We start from the raw sequence: 21,438 nt of genomic DNA on the forward strand, positions 1-21,438 counted from the left end.
TTAAAATACTACTGCATATCAGTATAAAACACTTAATAAACAATAAGAAGTATATAAAAACAAACGGAATTTGCCTTCCTAAACAAAAAGTAGGAAGGCAAATTTTTAATATTTTTATTTATTATGATTTTCTCTTTCTAACTACAAAAAGTCCTGCTAATATTAGGATTAATCCTGTACCTAGTAATACATTTGTATCTATACGTGATCCTGTTTGTAATAAATTGTTTATTTTATCTTTATTATCTGATGAAGCAACTGTTTGTTTTTCCATTATAGCAAACTTAGTAAAATGTGGTGTGTAGTAAACAAATTCCATTGAATTTTTATCAAAACTTCCACCTAATTCTACCCATTCTCTTTTCTCTTCATCATAATAGTACATAGAAAGTTTGCCAGTATCTAAGTTTTTAAGCTCTTCACTTGTTAATTTTATACCTATCTTTACTTTTTGATTGTTGGCAAATGTGTGTATGTCTTTAATAAAATTATCTTTATTATCAAATAGTTTTACATTTAGTTCAAGTACTCTTAATATGTTACCTATATCATTTGGTAATTTTTGAAGCAATACTTTTTTAGTTTTTTCATCTATATTACTTTGTAATATCTTAACAGAATCTACTCCTTGCATATCTTGTGGAGTTATTATATTAGTTGGAACTACTAAATTAGCTATTTCATTTTTTATTACTATTGTATTTTTTCCACTAGTAAAATATCCAATATCACATTTAGTTTCTTTTTTACCTTTAGCCTCTGTAGCTACTGGAATATCATAAGTATATCCGGTATCGTATTTTGCAGTGACTACTAAATCACTTGTAATATTATCAAACTTTTTATCCCATGCTGAGAATTTATAGCCTATTCTCTTAGGATTTTCTGGAGCTACTGCTGGTTTTCCATATTCTATATTATCTTGATCACTGATTATTCTTCCATCAAAATCTTTAAATGTCACTTTATAATGATTAATTTGATATTTCGCATTAATCACCAAATCTTCTGTTACATTACTAGAATCCTTATCCCAACCTATAAAAGTATAGCCTTCTCTTTTTGGAGCTTCAGGTACAACTACCGATTTACCATACTCTACCCTTTGCTCTTCGCCTATTAAATTACCCTTATCATCTTTAAACTTTACTGTATAATAATTAATTCCGTATATAGCATTTACTATTAGGTCTTCTTTGACAACATTAAAAGCTTTATCCCACATAATAAAACTATATCCTTCTTTAATTGGTGCTGTAATCGCAGCTGCTGATTTTCCGTAATCTACTGTTTGCTCTTTACCTATTTGTCTTCCATCATAATCTTTAAATATTACTTTATAATGGTTTATTTCATATTTAGCTTTTACTTCTAAATTTTCTGTTATTACATTTAATTCTTTATCCCAACCTATAAAAGTATATCCTTCTTTAGTTGGTGCCGTAGGTGCAGTAACATTTTTACCATATTCCACTGTTTGCTCTTTACCTATTACATTTCCATCAAAATCTTTAAACGTTACTGTATATTTATTTATGGCATACATAGCTTTTACTTCTAAATCTTCTTTTACCTCATTAAATTCTTTATCCCATCCAATAAAACTATAATTTATTTTTATTGGTACTGTAGGTGCTACAGCTGCTTTTTTATAATCTACTGTTTGAGGTGTATCTATTATATTCCCAGCATCATCCTTAAAAGTTACTTTATAATGGTTGATATCATATTTAGCTGTTACCTCTAAGTTTTCCTTTATATCTTTAAAATCCTTATCCCAGCCTACAAAAGTATATCCTTCCCTTATTGGATTTGTTGGTGCAACTGCTTCTTTTCCGTATTCTATATTCTCTTGGGTACTAATTGTTTTTCCATCAAAATCTTTAAATGTTACTTTATAATGATTAATTTCATATTTAGCAGTAACTACTAAATCTTCTGATACATTGCTAAAATTCCTATCCCAGCCTACAAAAGTATATCCCTCTCTTGCTATTGATGTCGGTGCAACTGCCCCTTTGCCGTAATCTATACTTTGCTCAGTACCTAACTGCCTTCCATCATAATCTTTAAAAATTACCTTATAGTGATTAATTTCATATTGAGCATTTATTACTAAATCTTCTTTTACACTATCAAAAGCCTTATCCCAGCCTGTAAAAGTATAGCCTTCCCTTACTGGATTTGTCGGTGCAGTTGCTGATTTTTCGTATTCTATATTTTCTTGGGTACTAATTATTCTCCCATCAAAATCTTTAAATGTCACTATACAATGTTTTTCAACCTTTATTGCCAGATTTTGACTAACTCCTGCACTAAAATTAAATGTTAAATTAGTTGTTCCTACTTCTTGTTTTGCAAGATATTCTTTCTTTATAATTACTTTATTTCCACTTAGTTCGTAATCTATACCGCTTATTAATTTAGTTTGTCCATTTTGTATATCACTTAAATCATTTCCATTTAAAGTCATTACTGTTTCTACATCTTCTTGTGCTGAAAGCTTCTTATCAAAACTAGCAGTATTTGGACTTATTGTACTATTTAATGCTGCTGGTGTTGTATCATTAATATTAACTGAAATTGTCTGAGGCGTACATTTACTTAAATTCACTGTAAAATTAGTTTGTCCAGTAGGTAGTGTTTTTAAATATTCTTTTTTAAATGTAATTGTATTTCCACTAACAATATAATCAGTATTTTCTTTTAATGATATATCTCCATTTTTTATATTACTTAACACATCATCTACTATAATTTGAGTTGGAATATCAATCGCATTTGCAACATTTTTATCAAAATTTATCGTTGTTTTATCAATTGCAGGAATTCGTATATAAAGATATGGTCTATCCGATACATCATTTGACATTCCATATATGCACATATACTGCCCTACTAAAGATGAACTCATAACAAAACTACATAGCCTATCAGGCGTATAACTTTGCATTCTCACAAAGTCCTTTACATCAAAACTTTTCCAGTAATCTGATGTTCTATCGTCAAAGTAATTCCCAAAGATAGGAAAGTCTCTATTTATTGGCTTTGTATATCCAACCGTCCATGAATTATCCCTTGAACCATATAAATTATAATTAAATGCTACTCCTGGTGTTATAGCACTCCATGACATATTTGTTTTTATATTTAATGATGCATCAAGTATTTCGTATGGAATTACATTAAGGTTAAACTTCAAAGAACTTTCTGCACCATCACCCACATATAATTCATTATTTTGTGGACCATCTAAATAAAATCCTCCATCACTAAGTTTAACTATCCTCCTGTCCGGTGGTATAGTTGTTCTAACTATTACATTATAAAACTTTTCCTCTCCATTTTCTGATGTTACTGTTATTTTAATCGGATTATCACCTAAACCAACTGTAAAAGCCTTAGCTGTACCACTTGTATGAGGGATATCATTTATTTTAATTGTAGCAGTTGAGTCCTCAACTGTTGGCGTTAAATTTATACTTTTAGTGTCTTCACTTACATTAACTGTATAATCAGTTGTAGCTTTATTAAATACAGGATTTAAAGCTTGACCATCTATTGTAAGTGAACTTAAATTATTATTTATACTTGCAAGTCTAGACTTAACAATTTTATCTCCCATAGTAACATACATATCTCCATTACTATCCATATAAAAACCATAAGGTATACCTTGCATAGGACTCCATGAATATTTAAGTGAAAGATCTGGCCCATATTTATATATTTTATTATCTCTACAACCAATATATATATTTTTAGAAGAATCTACATATATAGCCGTTACACCATCCACTGTATCAATACTACCTTGAGCAACCCCATTAGTATCATACATATATACTTTCTTTAAATATTGCTCACCTACATATATTTTGTTATCACTCTTGTCCACAAAAATTGTAGCAGGATTATCACCACACTGCCATGATTTATTATAGTTTAAATCTGAAGTTAACTTTACAACAGATTTTCCACCTGTATTAGCAATATATACAGCTCCTGATGAATCAACAGCTACGCTATTAGGACTTGATAATTGGTTTGGAAATGAACCCCATGAATTAAAAGATGCTAAAAATGTACCATCACTTTTGAACTTCTGTATTCTATGCCCATTAAGCTCTGTAACATAAATATTATCTGAATCATCTACTGCGATTCCACTTGGAGAAATAAATTGTCCATTATTAGTTCCCTTGGAGCCCCATACTGCAATATGAGTTCCTGTAGGACTTATTTTATGTACTCTACTACTTGAATCCCACTGCTCCACAGTATAGAGATTTCCTAATGAATCCTTAGCAAGTCCATGAGGAGAAACAATATAATCATCCCCTGGTGCTTTTGTTGAGTTATGGTCATAGTCACTTTTCCCAAAAAATGTTTTATCAAATTTAGTTCTACTATCATTAGGATCTGCTACAGCATACACTTTGCTAGCTTCAAGATTAAATCCTGGTATAATTCCAATACACATATTAAATGTCAATAAAAATGCCATAATCTTTTTAAACACATTTTTCTTCATTTAATGCCCCCTTGTTAATATAAAATATTTTTTAAACAATATAAGTTTAAAATTCAAATTTAAAAGTCGATTTTTTGTTTTTTACAAAAAAACTTATGTTTCGACAAAATCGTTATAACCAATTATACTATGCCAAAAATTCAAAGTCTATAGTTTCTAAGACAACTTACTTTATTTATTCTACAAGTCCACTGAGCCATTGTAAATATTTACAGATTTTTATATAATAAAAACATTTTTTGCTATTTATAACTTTTCGATCCATGTTAATATAGCATATTTTTAATTATTTTTTATAAATAATTTCATGTAATTATCACTAAATATTTTTTTCATTTTTTGTTTTTTTATTAGTTTATTATAACTAAATAATATATGTAAAAAGTATCTATGTAGGAACTACAATATCTTTATAAAATCAAAATTACTATACCTTATAAACTTAATAATATTTTCTAACTAAATTTTATATAATTCCATATTAAATACATCCTATTTCTATAAAAACTCCATTGAAATGCTTTACTATAAATGCTAATATTTGTGTGAAAATTGGTATTTTAGATATTACTTTTAATGTTAGAAAGGGGGATAGATTTAATGAGAGATTGATGATTGTAATTCACCCTCATTAAAGATAGATAATGAATAATATTAATGCAGCATTAAAAAACATTCCTGAATGGAGGGATATTGATGGAATCACATATGAACCTTTAAATGGTGGTTTATCAAATGTTACCTATAAAGTAAAAGTAAACAATAAATTTTATGTATTAAGAATTAATGGTAATCAAAATGAATATCTAGATTTAAGCAGAGAAGAAGAACAAAATGCAATTATTAAAGCATCAAGATTAGGAATAGCTCCTAGTGTTCTTTCAACAATAGACAAAAAGAACTTTTTGATTACTGAGTTTATTGAAGGAAAACCTTTGAAATCAGAAGAAATACACAATACGTGCCTAATAGAAAAAGTTACGTCAACTCTTCAAAAAATACACTCGTTAAAAGGTATTGAAAGAAAATGTTCTCCTTTTGACTTAATCAGAAAATATTTAAGTGGTGCACAAGATTTAAAAGTAACTTTTCCAGATAACTTATATACACATTTAAAACGCATGGAAAAAATAGAGCTTCAAAGAAGTAAAGATAAAGAGAATATAAACAAGTATTGCCATAATGATTATCATACAGGATATAACATGTTATTAAACAAAGAAAAACTTACCGTCATTGACTGGGAGCTATCTGGTATTGGAGATGTATTTTTTGACTTAGCAACTATTTCTTCAGATAATAGATTTAGTATTGAAGAGGATAAAATTTTATTGAAGAGTTATTTTGGTGTTTTTGACAAAGAGCAACTTAGTATACTAAATGATATGAAGTTTATTTGTATGTTGAGGGAAGTAGCATGGGCACTAATTCATGAAGGAATGGACATTGAAAGAGTCAACCATAATATGAACTATTATGAATTTGCTAAAGGTGTTTTAGATAGATTATACCAAGGTATAGTAACATTATAGTGTCTAATTATTAATAATTAAGCTATTTTCCTTGCAAATGATATTTTATGTGATTAGAGTACTTGTCTTTTAAAATACTATTGCACAATATTATTATAAATCAATTAATAATTTAGAAAGTATATAAAAAATTAAATTTGCCTTCCTACACAATTCGTAGGAAGGCATCTTTCTTATTACCCTTATCTTAAATTATTTAACCCTTTTTCTTTTTCCATAAACTACAGCTAAAGTACCTATAGCCATTAGTCCAAGACCTGTTACAACTATAACTTTTGTAGCTACAGGACTTCCTGTTTTAATTATATTTCCACTATTTGATGTATTAGCTGTACTTGCTCCAGCCACATTACCATTAGAAGTACCATTTCCACCATTACTTGTAGATTCCTTAACACCTATTGTATACTTACTAAAATGAACTACATCAAAGCTATAAATTAAGGTATCTTTATCAAAGTTTCCATTATTTAAAGCAACCCATGTTTTATTTGACTCATCGTAATAAAATGCATTTAGCTTAGACACATCTAAATTCTTAGCTTCTTCTGGTGTTAATTTAAAGCTAAGTCTAACTGGTGTATCTCCAAAAGTTTTTATATTCTTTGTTGAGCCGTCTTTCATATTAGCTGTTAAATCAAAGTTGTATACTTTTCCTAAGAATTTAAATCCTTTATTTGCATCTTTTAAGTCTGTAACTTCTTTAACCTCTAAAGTTGTAGCCTTTATATTCTGATCATTTATTATTGAAATAGGCAATACTACTCCTACATTCTTTGAATTTAAAATTAGATTTTTATTATCTTTACTTAAGCTTTCAGAATTTATAATAACTTTAGAATTTGTAGCATCTTGTGCTTCAATTAATATATTTTCATAAACACTTTTTATTCCATCTATTTTAGCTTCTGCATCTTGTCCATTAGTGTTTACTACTATTAGTTGTTTTACCTCAAAATTGACTGTCTTAGTTGATACATTCTCAGCTTTATCCTTAACTGTTATTTCCAATTTATATTTATTGGCTACATCTATAGCAGAACCATCATATTTTTGACCATTCAACTTCATTTCTATAGTTGCGTCCTTGTCATCAGTAGTTACTATTGGTGTTACTTTAGCTTTATATATTCCACCATCTTCAACTCCTGAAATCTTTATTTCTGGTGCTACTGTATCTATTTCTACCTTAGAAATTGCTTCTTCACTCACATTTCCAGCATAATCTATAGCCCTTGCATGAATATCTGTTGAAGCCGCTACTTTTAATGGTTCAGTATATTTAAAGTAGTTCTTTCCATCAAAGCTATATTCTATTGAATCTAATTTAGTTTCATCAGAGGCTATAGTAGCTATTACTTCCCTGTTAGTTACTGTCTCTGGATTTAACTTTATAGTTGGTTTATTAGGTACTACCTTATCAAGAATTACATTTAAATCTTCTACATTAGTATTTCCAAAAAAATCTGTAAGTTCTATCTTAACCTTTGTCTGCTCTCCACTTAAGTTTATTGTCTTTTCAAAGTCTTTCTTTAATACGCTAGGATCTTGTGATGGATATCTATTATAATTAAAAATAATATCTCCATTTATTTTTAAAGTAAATCCATAAAGATTATCACTAGCTTCACCTTTTATAGTTATTGAATCATTATTAGTATAGATGTTTCCATCCTTCCTTATATTTACATTATTCAATTTTATATTCGGTAATTTAGAGTCAAACATTACTCTACTTAAGCTTTCATAAACTTCACCTGTTTCAGCTTTTGCATATATAGTTATTCTATTTGAACCTTGTACTAATTTAATGTCCTTTGAGAATGTTAAATCATCATTTACAGTTACATTCTCACCTGCTATCTTTAATTCCACTACCTTTTTATTAACAGTTCCTTTTACTGTATAAATATCATTTCTAGTATCTGTAGCAGGTACTACTTGAAATGCTGATAAGTTACTAAATTTTATAGCAAAAGGTTCTTGTACCTTTTCTTTAGTAGTTATTATATAGCTTTTCTTTGTAATATTTATGGCTTTATCTGCAGCTAGTACAGTTATAGTATCTAAATCATTAGTAAGATTTATAGTTGCTTCAAAACTTCCATCCTCTTTTACTTGTGGCTGACTTAAAACTTTTCCTGCAGCATTAACTATCTGAACTGCTAATAAATTTGTATCCTTAGCTGTACCTTTAAAAGTTAAGGTTTTTTCCTTTAAATAGTTATATTCGTTTTCTACAAGTTTAGGCTCATTTATTGTAAGTTCTGGGCTTACATTATCATAAGTGAATTTATAATCCTTTTTATAAATTTCCTTATCATCCTTACCTAAAGCCTTAACTTCCAAAGTATTTTCTCCAACCTTTGGTTCGCAAGAATAATTAAAATATTTCCCTTCTAGACTTATAGCTTCGCTGTTTATATATAGCTTTTCTACTGAATCAGCTACACCACCAAATATATTTAGCTTATTATCTATTAAAGCTTTTGAGCTTATGAATTGACCATCCTTTAAATTATTTATAAAGACATTTTCTATAGTACCTACTTTTAAATCTTTAGAATCCTTTCCTATATTGAAAGCATTATCTAAAGTTGATACCAATACATTATTTACTCCATTTTCAACAACATTTGTAACCTCTTGACTGTAAAGATCTTCTGCTTCTGCCACAGGTTTTCCTTTTATAACCTTTCCATTTATAAATACTACATTTGAGTTTACTCCACTAAAATCATCATTAGATTTCCATTTTAAAATATACTTATTATTAGCATCTTTATTAAGACTTACTATTTCCACTTTTGGAGCTACCGTATCTATTTTTATTGGTAACTTTATTGTCTGTTCTTTTGCATTTGGTAAGTCTACCTTTGTTTTTATTGTGTAATAATATTGACCATCTTTAACAGGTTCATAATTACCAGTAGCCTTGTTGTATATAGTTCCATTCCAAGATGCTAAGCTAAGTATTTTATTCCGCTTAGTTCCCTTAATAAATTCTTCAAATGCATTCTTCTTTATATTATTTTCTTTATAAAGATCCCTTATAGAATTTCCATTAGCATCTACTATATCTACATCTAATTCTTTAGCATTTCTTAAAAAATATAACGATGGTACAATTTTATCAAAATAATCATCACCATTTGGAGATATAGCTGCTATACCTGAATTAAAGAATGGTACTACATTGTCAGGATAAGTTGTAAGCAATAATGTTTGTCTAACCTTAGAATTAATATCATATGCTGGTGCATCTACTATTTGTTCTTTTGACCAGTCTCCATAATACCCCACAAATGGTATTGATAAATTTGGATTCTTATCATCCTTTGAATTAAATTTTACAAACCCTTCTATGAAATTATCAATCTTAACATTATCAGAAAGATTTAATTTAACTGTAACTTTAGCTTCTTCTCCTGCCTTAACTGTAACTTCTTTGTTACTAAAATCTAGATCTGCTCCATCAACTGTTATACCCTTTATAGCTCCTTTTTCATTTGTAATTTCACTTAAAATAGGTTCTTTATCTAATACATAGCTTGCATCTGTACTGCCATAATTTCTAAGAGTTAAAGTAAAGGTACTATTCTTACCTATTTCCCTAAGGGCCGCCGTAGGCTTTCCATCTGAATTTGTTAATATAACATTGTTGGTAACAGCCTTATCGAGCTGTAATAACCCCGCTCCTTGTCTTCTTGGCGAATAAGGTATTGTATTATTAAATTTATCCTTCATTGGAACTGCTGTATTTATAGCAGTATTTTTTGCAAAAGTTACAAGATTTCTCTTATCAACCTTAAGACCTCTCTTTTTGATAGACTGTATTATTAACGCTTCTCCACCTGCTGTATGTGGCGATGCCATGGAAGTACCACTCATATATTGGTAGCCATTATTATATGCAAGAGAATATATATCTCCACCTGGAGCTGTAATTTCTGGTTTTATGTCTAAACTAGGTGTTAATCCCCATGAACTATATTGAGACATATCATTTATATCTGCATTGTCAAAACTAGAAAGTCCTCCTTCTAATTCAAACTTGATTTTATTTTTTCCTGATTTCACAAGCTTAAATATTTCATTTCCATCACTCAACCCTACCATAAATCCAGGTACTTTTTCAGTTCCAAATGTACCTGCTACAGGCACATCACCCCCTGTTTCATGATTATAAAATACAATTCCTATAGCACCACATTTTTCTGCGGTTTTTGATTTATCGTCAAAGGTTATTCCACCACCTCTTTTTATAAGGGCAATCTTTCCTTTTAAATCCTTACCTTCAAAGCCTTTGCTATCACCTATTCCACAATCAACAAGTTCATTATAATTTTTAAATACATCTAATGAAGTCATTAAACCTTTTGCAGCACGTACAACTTTGGTATCTCCTTCTGCTGTGGTATATTTTATAGAATTAAATATAACCTTTGAATTTTCCATAGATGCTACTGTAAGTGCATCTTCACTTGTACCAGGAGTCCCAACAATACCTGTATCTTTCAGTCCTAGTAAATTTGCAGGCTGTCCCCATCCATCGCTAGTAGCTGCAGTTTGTGCATTTCCTGCTGATATAACACAAAGCACTCCATTATCAGTAGCATTTTTTACTGCTACTTGTACTGGCTCATCTTTGTCCATAAAACCACCAGATGAACCTAAACTCATATTTACAATATCAGCTCCGAGTTTAACAGAATCCTCTATTGCAGTAATCGTATCTTCATCATTAGCTCCATGATTTTCAGGATTACTTGAAAATACCTTCATAGCTAAAAGTTGTGCTTCTGGTGCTACTCCTTTTATAGCATTAAAAGCATCTATATCTTCATCATTTCCATTAGCCCCAACTATACCTGCAACATGCATGCCGTGTTGATTACCACTATCTGAAACCTCATTATTTCCATCCGCATAATTATATCCAAAAGGGATTTTATCTGTAAAATACTTTCCCTTTTTAATTTGCTTAGCTAATTTTTCTGTATCTTCTTTATGAAGTTTAATAGTATTTGTATTAATATTCTTAAAATCTTTGTGAGTATAATCTATACCTGTGTCTATTATTGATACTACTAAACCTTCACCTTTATAGTTATTATTCTTCCACACATTTACGGCTTTAGTTATTTGATCTGCAGAAGTCATATCTGGATAATAAACTCTAGCTTCTTTTACATTTTTAACACCTGAAAGTAGCCCTATTTTTTCTAAATCTCCCCTAGTTGCTTCTATAGAAAATCCATTTACTAAATAACCAAAGTTCTTTCTGACTTTAGTTCCAGTTATCAATTCAACCTGAGCTATTATATTAGCCTGAGCTGCTTTGACAGCTTCTTCTGATTGTCCAGATTTTATAGCAGGAGCATCTTCCAATTGAACTATAGCCTTTATCTTTTCTGAAACATTTAACTTTGTTTCATTAATGTCAGTAGGTGCTTTTACCCCCAAACTTTCAAGCACCTTATTATAATTTTCCCTCTCTTCTGCTTTCACTTGTTCACTTAAATTCTTAGTAAAAGCTTGTCTGATTTCTTCATCAGATATTGTTTTTTCAGTTGTAGTTACAGCCCCCGCTGCTACTGAAGAACAAAAACTGAAAGCAGTCATTAACGTTACGATTTTTAATTTTTGTTTTTTCATAACTCTCCCCCTTATACATTTTTTGGATATTAAACCTATATTATACTATTATTGTTTTTTTATCAATATGTATTTCATATTTTGTTTTTATTTATACTTGTTATATTTTTTTGTAATATTATCAAAATTTTATTGTTATTTTTATTTTATTGTTAAAATTATTTTTAACGCAATACAAGTTAGAAAATGTATAATTACATGGAATTTATCTCCATAAAAACAAAAAAATAGACACTAAAAACTCTAGTGTCTTATTTTGTATTCATAAAATATTATTAACCCATTTTGGTACTATATTGACATATTCTCACTATAATATAGATGCTTCTCAAAAAAATCACCATACTAACCTAAAAGTAAATCTTAATTATTGGGAATTACTATATTTACTTTGAAGCTTTTCTCATTAAAATCTATTCTTAAAGTTCCTTCATATTTTTCTATTACCAAATTATAACAATCCCATTTGTATAAGGTACAGTTTTTTATGCTTAAGATACATATATCTATATTTTTTAATTCTCAATTATAAAAGCATTAATTATAACACAAAAAAATCATATTATCTTTTCATAATATTTTTATTGTTATTTAATAATTATATATTGTTTTTCATTGTTATAAATGATACTATATAGTAAAAAGTAAAGGAGTGGTTGTTAAAGTGAAGGTAAAAAGACGCATAAGAATTATTATAGTTATCGCAGTTATAATAACTACATTTACAAACTTCTGTATATGCTATGGTAAACAATTCTTCGATAAATTAGACTTAGCAATAAATTGGAGTATTAATATACCTATGCCTCAAAATTCTACTACCATTTTTGCTTTTGATTTTAAAGAAGGTCAAGATTTTAAGATTTGGACTCTAAATGAAAAATCTATTAAGAAAATTATAAAAAACCCTTTATGGAATGAGATTAATAATTCTAATATAAAAGATATTAATAATAAATGTTTGAAATTTTCAAATCTACTAGATGAAAAAGAACAAGAAAAATATAAAAGTGCTGTTGGTATGGATGTTCTAAATGTTAAGACTGGACAATACTTCTTATATAAATCTCAAAAAAACAAGCCTGACAATTATATTTTTTTAATTTTAGATAAAGATAGAAATAAAGTATATTATATGTTGAACATATTTTAATAATTGCATTTGTTATTAGCATAAACCTGTAGGGTTCCTCCCTATGCCTACGATTACAAAATGAGCTGTATCTTTAGATACAGCTCATTTAAATTACTTTAAATAATGAAAATTTTAACCTCTACGATTTTTTCTTAATATAACTGCTCCCGAAATTATTGAGGCTAAAATTATAAAACCTATTGCTCCTTTTGCAGTCCCTGTTTGAGGTAATTTATTTATATTTTTTGATTTATCTCCTGTATTTTGTTTTTGAGTTCCTTCAGTTTTAGTGTCTGTTTGATTCTTTACCTCATTTTTATTTTTGTCATTTTGTTCACTATTTGCTCCATTATTCTCTGTATTTGGATTTTGCTCATTTGGTTTATTTTGTCCACCATTTTGATTTTCATTTGGCTTACTTTCTTCTCCAGGTTTTTGTTCGCCCTGATTATTATTGCTATTTTCATTACTTATAACTTCTACAGGAGGTTCTCCTTGTAGTGTAGCTGCTATAAAGGTGTTGTTTCCACTTGATATATATTTTTCATCTATAGTACTCTTAACATATAGCTTTTGTCCATCATTTTTAGCCTTATATCTTATTTCAAATACTTTGTATTCTGATTTAGCTTTATTTTCAAGTGAATCTATTTTTATCTCTGCACTATTATCACTTAAATAAGCACTTATAGATGCTTTAGCTTTATATACACTTGTGTATATTCTTAATACCCTTTCTTTAGTATCGGCTGGTACTGTTAAAAGATAACCATCACCTTTTCCTTCTAAAGATTTATCTTCTCCATTAAATACTAGTCCATATCGTGATTCATCACATTTAGTTTCATTAGTTCCATCTGACCATATAAAGTTTATCGGAGAATCTTTAAATATTGATATAGCATTCTTTTGCAAAGAGTCTAAGGTAATGTAATTTTTAGTATTTGCTTTTCTTTCTACTCTAATATTTTGTACCTTACCTGCTCTTATCCAATCTAAAGTTCCCTCTTTTGTAAGATCTACTACAGGTTCTGGAGCGTCAACCTTCATCTCTATATCTCCACCAGTTATACTCTTTGGTAATTCTATTTTTAAGTTTATAGGATTTGATTTTTCACTTTCTTTGTTACCTGCATAAGCATATACCTTAAATTCATAATTTACATTTGGATATAGCTTATCAAGACCTATAGTATATTTATTTGATTTTTTAGCATCTATTCTATTAGTTTTGTAGTTATTAGTTTTGTATTCTATTACATATCCTTCTGCATCTTTAACTTCATCCCAAACTACTTCTACCCCATTATCTTTTTGAGTAACTTCTTTTAATGTAGGTTTTGATAATTCTTGTGATGCAGCATCTTTTGTAGCTTCATTCTTTAGCTTTATTGTTACTTCTTTTGTATCTTTTGATACTTCTACAGTTCCTTTTTCGTTATCTAATTTACCTGTACTAACACTTTCTATATTTCTCTTTAAAAATGGCATTTCTAGACTTATATTATTTTCTGGATTATCTCCTGAAATAGAAACTTTTATTTCTTTTCCTTGTGAAGTCATATTGAAACCAATATGCTTATTGTTTCCTAGACCATAGTTAGATATTTTTATGTTTTGACCTTTTTCTAACCATTCTGTAGGAACTCCTCTTCCGATTATTACTTTTCCATCTACTTTTTCTGCTATTAGTGAATCAAATAATACTTTAGTATTTACAGCTTGTCCCCACATATGTTGGCAAGAACCACCACCACCTGGTGCATGCGATCTATCCCAAGGAGAAGAATCTTTTTTGTAGTTTATTCCTTCCCACCAACCAAAAGGACCACTCATTGTGTTATTTATCATAAACTCATAAGCTTTTATCCCTAGGTCTCTATATTTTTCACCAGCCAATCCTGCACTTCCGTAACCTGCATTATAAGCACTACTATAGATTCCATGAGGGTAACCCCCGAAGTTATATTTTTCTAATAAACCTTTAGTTCTATTAAATCCGTAAGTATAAGTGTCATCTATTTTTTCAAAACTTACACCTTCTTGATGTCCATTAAATAGATAGCCATCCCAAGCCCATCTTCCAAATAAGAACATTGAAGCCCAGTTAGCATCTCTAGGATCATCACAACGGTTGTAGTCGTTTGGTTCTACCATAGATACTGGAATATAGTTTAGTGAATATTTATTTATAGTTTCTGATAATGTTTTGTTTACTACATTTAATAGGTCATCATATTGTTCTGTTGCCCATTTTAATTCTTCTTTTTCGTCTAACTGTTCACAAACATATCTATAAGATAATAGACCAAAAAGTGCTGCCCAGTTATCTATAGTCCAATGACCTGTAGAGTCTATTGCATAAGTTTGCTTTATTATACCTTTTCCATTGTCTATTCTATCTGTTTCTATCTTATGTGTATTAGTTTTTATTTCATTGAATTTACTCTTTATATAATCTTTGTCACCTGTTTTTCTAAGGTAAATTGCAAATGGCCAACTATATTTCCATTTTGCATCATCAAATTGTAGTTGAGCTGGTAATGTTTCTAATAAATCTTTTGCTTCACTAAAATCTCCTAATGTAAATAATGTAGATACTATTCCTATGGTATCATGGTCATATACTTTATCGTAACCGTTTTCTCCGACATGAACAGCCTTACCATCCTTTATTATTTGTGTATAAATATACCCTGCTTTATATGCATTTATTAAGTCTTTATTTGGTAAGCTTTCTATTTTAGCTATCTTGTCTAACTTTCCATTCCAATAATTTTTCATATTGTCAAAGTGACTATCATATGAGCCTGCACTTGCTATTTCAGAATCCTGTGGCCATTCATAAGTTTTTCCAAATCTATCTGCACCTATTGCATAGTCTCTTACTATAGTTTCTCCAACTTTGATTTCTACTTTGTTTTTTGCATCATCATTTAAAGGTATCAATTCTTTAGATACTTCTGGTAGAGGTCTTGTTTGATTTGAAATATTTGTAACTGTATATCTTGAATAAGCTATTTCGTAATCATTACTTTTAATGTTTACCTTATCAGCAAAATTTTCAACCTTTACTTTGAAAGAGTCATTAGAATATTCACTTACAAAGCAAGGAAGATATTCTGAATGATTGTACCATTTAATTTTACTTGTTATATCTGTAAGACCAAATCTTACTATTAGGTTATTTTTATCTCTTAGTTTATAACTTCCATCTATAAAAGCTATTGGTGCGTGCTTGTCACCTTCCCATCCAAAGCTTGATACAAGTCCTGGATATTTTTTATCTGTATAATCTCCAGTAGTTGTTTCCGCTGCCATCGCTAAAACAGGTGGCACTTGAGTTATTAAAAATATAACTCCCATAATTAATGATAAAAAAGTTTTAATATTTTTCTTCATTGGATCACTCCCTTAAATGAATTTTTTTGCAAAAAATACTACAACATATTGATTAATTATTTAATTCTAAATCAACATGCTGTAGTAAAACAAAAGGATAATTGTGTTAGTTTGATGAATTGATTTTATTTGCTTTTTGCTGCTGCTTCTGTCATTTTTTCAGCCATTTTTTCTGGTGTTATGTTACCTAATGCTAGGTCTGGATATAATTTTGCAAATACATCCATTACAGTTGGATTTGCAGTATTATCTAAGTTTGAGTATTTGTGTTTAGCTTCTGAGCTAAGTTTTATTAAATCTACTATTAGAGGATTTTTCTTTTTGTAATCTTCACTCATTTCTACCTTATCAGTAAGTGGAAGAGCACCTGCTTTTTCAAGCATAACCTTTTGTGCATAAGCTCCAGTTTTGAACTTTAAGAACTTCATAGCTGCATCAGATTTAGCTTTATCGCTTGTACATACCATATAACCTATTTCATATTGTGAAACGATTCCGTCTTCTGGGTAAAGAGCAACTCCTACTCTATCAGCTAATCCTTCTTTTGATTTATCTTTATCTGAAAAATCTGGAGTCATCCATGGTCCATTTGCTATTATTGCTGCCTTTTCTTGAGAGAAGTTATTTGCAGCATTTGCATACATAGCTCCTATAGCATCTTTTGTAGTGTATTCTTTTAACATTTTTTGCATCATTGTAAGACCTTTGATTACAGATGGATTACTATAGTCAGCTGGTTTCATTGTATTCATAAATTTATTTCCAGATTCTCCATCAGTACCTATTATAGAACCTAATATAAGATTTGATGTCCAAGCATTTTCACCTGTCATTAATGCAAGTGGTGCTACGCCACTATCTTTAAGTTTTTGATTGTTTGACATGAATTCATCCCAAGTTTTTGCTGGATTAATTCCCGCCTTTTTAAACATTTCTTTGTTATAGAAATATCCTATAAGTTGGCGAGCATTAGCTATTGAATAAAGTTTTCCATCTCTCATATTTGCTTTAATAGCTTCTTCTCCGATTTCAGCTTTATAAGCTTCATCTCCATTTACAGTTGAAAGTAAATCTACTGCTTGACCATTTTTAATAGCCAAATCAATTATTCCATTTTTACCTTCTACTATGTCTGGTAATTGTTTTGAAGCTGCTAAGACTTTCATTTTTTCCACATAAGCTTGGTCACTTGGCAGTTCTTCTACTACCACTTCAATTTCATCACCATACTTTTTGTTAAATTCGTCTATTATTTCTTTTTCCGCAGCTGCTGAAGCATGTGCACCAACTCTATATGTTGGGTAAGTTATTTTTACTTTGTCCTTTTTTCCTGAAGCTTGTTCTGTTTTAGAACATGCTATAAAGCCAGATGATATAATACCAACAAGTACTAAAGATAATATTTTTCTGTATCCTTTTCCCTTCATTTTAAGATTCCTCCTTAAATGTTTTATTAAGCACAATCCTATTGTAAACCTTTTAATAAATAGCTTGAATGTAAAATCCGTACCTGTTATTGTATTAATTTTGCCTTTTTACAAGGTGCTTTCTTTAAAATTTCCTAAAATACTTAATTTCTTTTAATATTTTTTCTTTTCTTGTACTTCTTTGATTTTTATTATGATATATAAATTTTATTCAAAGAACATATTAGATTATAAAAAACTCCACATACTTTAATCTAAATCTTTATCCTACTTATTATAATCTAAAGGTATTATTACTTTAATATTAGTTCCTTTATTTATAACACTATCAATCTTTAACCCGTAATCTTGACCATATATGAGTTTTAATCTTTGATCAGTATTTTTAAGTCCTACTTTATCTCTTTGTGTGTTTCTTTTAGTAACATCATCTTCTGTTTCATTTATAACTTTATTTACATCAAAACCAATTCCATTATCTTTGATTTCAATGCATATACTATCCTTAACCCTGAATACATTAACTTCTACTATAAGTGTACCTATTGTCTCCTCTAAGCCATGTATTATAGCATTTTCAACTATTGGCTCTATTGTGAGCTTTGGAATACTTAATTCTAACATATCCTCTTCTTCAATATTTATTTTATATTCCAATCTTTCTTCAAATCTTACTTGTTGAAGATAAAGATAAAACTCTACATACTCTAGTTCTTGCTTTAATTTTACCTTAGCTGTTGAATCTGTGTATATACCTGCTCTTAAGAGAATAGTTAATGCATTTACCATCTTATATATACTTTCATCCTTGCACATTTTTGCCTTCATTTGTATTGTAATTAACACGTTGAAAAGAAAATGAGGATTCATCTGATATTGTAAAAACTTTATGTTCATTTCTTTTATTAATAGCTGCTTTTCATAAGTTTCTTTAATAAGATAATTAAGCTCATCAGTCATTGAATTAACTGCGCTACTAAGTTCATTTAATGAATCATCTTTATATGTAGGCATTTTTGTATTATATTTCTTATTTTTTATGTTATTTATACAAACTAATAAATCTTTAATAAATTTTGTAGACCTCAACATAAACATAACTACTATTGTTGTTAAAATTATTATTAAAAATAATGAAAAAGTAATAAAATAATTCATACTTTCAAAGATATTACTAACTACTTTTTCCCTAGGTACTGCCATCACAAGAGTTAGGCCATTACTTTCAATAGTTTTATATCCTACTATATAGTTTTTCTTTTCTATATTTACTTCTTTTATTTCCTTAAAATCAGCATTTTTTATAATATTATCATTTATCCTTTTACCTAAAATACTCTTATCCGTACTAGATAAAACTATACCACTTTTGTCGTAAATATATATATTAGAATTATTATAAGCTTTAAGATCTTCAAATTTATCTGCAATTAAATCTTCACTTGTAGCCACAATAAAGGTTATACTTTCCTTTTTATTATGTGGATTTTTAAGTCTTCTTATATGATATATATTGTTATCACATATCGTAGGTGGTACATCAAATATATATTCACCTGCTTTATCTTTTATATTTTCAAAAATCTTATCTGAAGTTATTTTAAACTTTTCAATAGGCATTTCTTTTGTAAATATATAACTTACACCCTTTTCATTTACATATGTAGATACTGTAGATATTAGCTTTAAATTCCACGCATTATTAAACAAAAGACTCCTTCTAAGTTCACTATCAAACATATTATCTTTTAGGTAAGCTTCTTCACTATTCTCATGAAAATATTCTGGATCTGTAATCCATTCTTTTACTGTATTGCTAGAAGTTAAACCTAACGTTGTGTAATTGATTATATTAAAAGAATCATTTAAATTTTTTGATGTATTGTTAATCATTAGAGATATATTGGAATAAGTATTTTCTAGCATTTTATTGTACATCCTAACGTACATAAAACTTCCAAATATAGTTAAAGACATTAGCATACTAGCAAATATATATATTATTATTTTATTTCTTACAGACATTTCTTTTAAGTAAGGTATATTTCTTTTTATCTTATTTTTAATTTTAGATACTCTTCTCATGTAATCACATCCAAACTTATTCTGAATTTTAAAATACTATTGCTTTAACTTATATTCCTTTGGACTACAACCACAATATTTTGTAAATACATGCGTAAAATAGGCTGGGTCATCTATACCAACCTGGCTCCCTACTTCAAATATTTTTACTGAAGGACGTTTTAGAAGTTTCTTAGCTATTTCAATCCTATATCTATTTAATGCATCTATTAAAGTGTCACCAGTTTCCTTTTTATAAAGTCTACTTAAATAGCTACTGTTAACATGAAGATGATTAGCTATTATATTTAGATTTATATTATTATTATAATTTTCTCTTATATATTTATTTGCTTCTCTTACTAATAAGCTTTTATTACTTTCACTATTTTTTACTATATCTAAAATATACTCAACTATAAAATAGCTTGTCTCAAATAAAGTTTGCATTGATTTACTTTCATTTACTTTTTTGTACATTATAGTTTCTTGCTCTTTTAAATCTTTATTTGCAATATTATTATTTTGGAAAGTACTTAGGTAAGAAGAGAACTGCACTATAATTTTTGTTTTAGCCTGCTCTAAAGATAAATTGGCTTTATTAAAACTATCAAAGATACTACTTAGTTCCTTCTTTATTTTTTCTAAATCCCCAGATATAATAATATCTTTTATATATTCAATATCATTAATATCTTTAACCGCAAAAGAAGCTTTCTTACTTCCCTTATAAATTTTATTTTCATAAACTTTAGAAAGGAACTCTAAAGCTTCTTTATAGGCTTCTGAAAGTTTATTAATTTGAACATATTTTTTACTTAATGCAAATTTTATACTGTAATTAGTGAATTGTTCCACCATGTTATTTACTTCTTTACATAGATTTTCTATATAATTTTGCCTAGTGAACTCATCATTATAATATAAAACTATTAAACCTAAATTCTTTTTAAAAATTATGTTTTCATATTCATAATCCTTAAAAACCATATTAATAAAGTTTTGTATTCCCCTAATTTCTTTGTATTCCTTTTCATTATCCTTATAAAAAAAACTAGTTAAACTAGTAAATTCATATGCTATTGCATAATAGCTCTTATTATTAAGGTTATACTCTACTAATTTTTCTTCTATTTCTTTTGCATCATGAATAATATCTTTAGCTAAATCCGCTAAAAATTTATATCTAAGATTTTCTTCATTCTCATTAACTATGCTTTTTAACGCTTCTATATTACTTTCCTTTCTTATCTCCTCTATAAGAAGCTTTTTTACTTTTTCTATAGCTCTTGGCAGTTCCTCTATAAAATCAGTTTTAACCACATATTCTGAGACATTGTGCTTAATAGCTAAATGAGCATTCGTAAAATCAGAATAAGCTGTAAGAAGTATAACCTTTGTTTTATCTTTGTTTAAATTAATATACTCCGCTAATTCTATTCCATTCATACCTGGCATTTTTATGTCTGATATTACTATATCTACCTCATTATTTTCTAAATAGTCTACAGCCTCTACTCCATTAGCACAATCTTTTACAATCCTACACCCTATTAACTCCCAATCAATAACTGATATTATTCCATTTCTTATATGTCTTTCATCATCTACTACTAGCACTTTAAACATTTACATTCCTCCTTTGCATAAAACTATCTGAATTTAGAATCGTTTGATAGCAAAACC

At 28.6% G+C, this 21,438-nt stretch carries 8 protein-coding genes; 2 read left to right on the plus strand and 6 right to left on the minus strand.

Annotation, left to right across the window (positions count from 1 at the left end):
* Positions 1-121 precede the first annotated feature (121 nt).
* Positions 122-4,534, minus strand: a complete 4,413-nt coding sequence (locus BUB01_RS06850; protein ID WP_072985956.1) for an InlB B-repeat-containing protein — start codon at positions 4,532-4,534, stop codon at positions 122-124.
* A 644-nt stretch (positions 4,535-5,178) separates the two neighbouring features.
* Between BUB01_RS06850 and BUB01_RS06855 the strand changes: the two genes are divergently transcribed.
* The gene (locus tag BUB01_RS06855) at positions 5,179-6,066 is read left to right on the plus strand and encodes a choline/ethanolamine kinase family protein (protein ID WP_072985957.1); all 888 of its coding nucleotides are present in this window, start codon (positions 5,179-5,181) and stop codon (positions 6,064-6,066) included.
* Between the two features lie 192 nt (positions 6,067-6,258).
* Here the strand turns inward: BUB01_RS06855 and BUB01_RS06860 are convergent, their stop codons facing one another.
* Positions 6,259-11,724: a S8 family serine peptidase gene (locus tag BUB01_RS06860; protein WP_072985958.1), complete on the minus strand. Its 5,466-nt coding sequence runs from the start codon at positions 11,722-11,724 to the stop codon at positions 6,259-6,261.
* A gap of 664 nt (positions 11,725-12,388) precedes the next feature.
* On the opposite strand from BUB01_RS06860, the gene BUB01_RS06865 reads away from it, so the two are divergent.
* Complete coding sequence (locus tag BUB01_RS06865; protein WP_072985959.1) at positions 12,389-12,877, plus strand: hypothetical protein; 489 nt, start codon at positions 12,389-12,391, stop codon at positions 12,875-12,877.
* 114 nt (positions 12,878-12,991) lie between these two features.
* On the opposite strand, the gene BUB01_RS06870 is transcribed toward BUB01_RS06865, so the two are convergent.
* The 4 genes from BUB01_RS06870 to BUB01_RS06885 form a co-directional block, all read right to left on the minus strand.
* A complete protein-coding gene (locus BUB01_RS06870; protein ID WP_072985960.1) occupies positions 12,992-16,261 on the minus strand; it encodes a fibronectin type III domain-containing protein in 3,270 nt (1,089 codons plus the stop codon).
* A gap of 125 nt (positions 16,262-16,386) precedes the next feature.
* Complete coding sequence (locus tag BUB01_RS06875; RefSeq protein WP_072985961.1) at positions 16,387-17,688, minus strand: ABC transporter substrate-binding protein; 1,302 nt, start codon at positions 17,686-17,688, stop codon at positions 16,387-16,389.
* Between the two features lie 267 nt (positions 17,689-17,955).
* A complete protein-coding gene (locus BUB01_RS06880) occupies positions 17,956-19,773 on the minus strand; it encodes a sensor histidine kinase (RefSeq protein ID WP_072985962.1) in 1,818 nt (605 codons plus the stop codon).
* Between the two features lie 36 nt (positions 19,774-19,809).
* A complete protein-coding gene (locus BUB01_RS06885; RefSeq protein WP_072985963.1) occupies positions 19,810-21,381 on the minus strand; it encodes a response regulator transcription factor in 1,572 nt (523 codons plus the stop codon).
* Positions 21,382-21,438 lie beyond the last annotated feature (57 nt).

The organism is Clostridium cavendishii DSM 21758 (genome assembly GCF_900141845.1).
Classification (GTDB): domain Bacteria; phylum Bacillota; class Clostridia; order Clostridiales; family Clostridiaceae; genus Clostridium_AG; species Clostridium_AG cavendishii.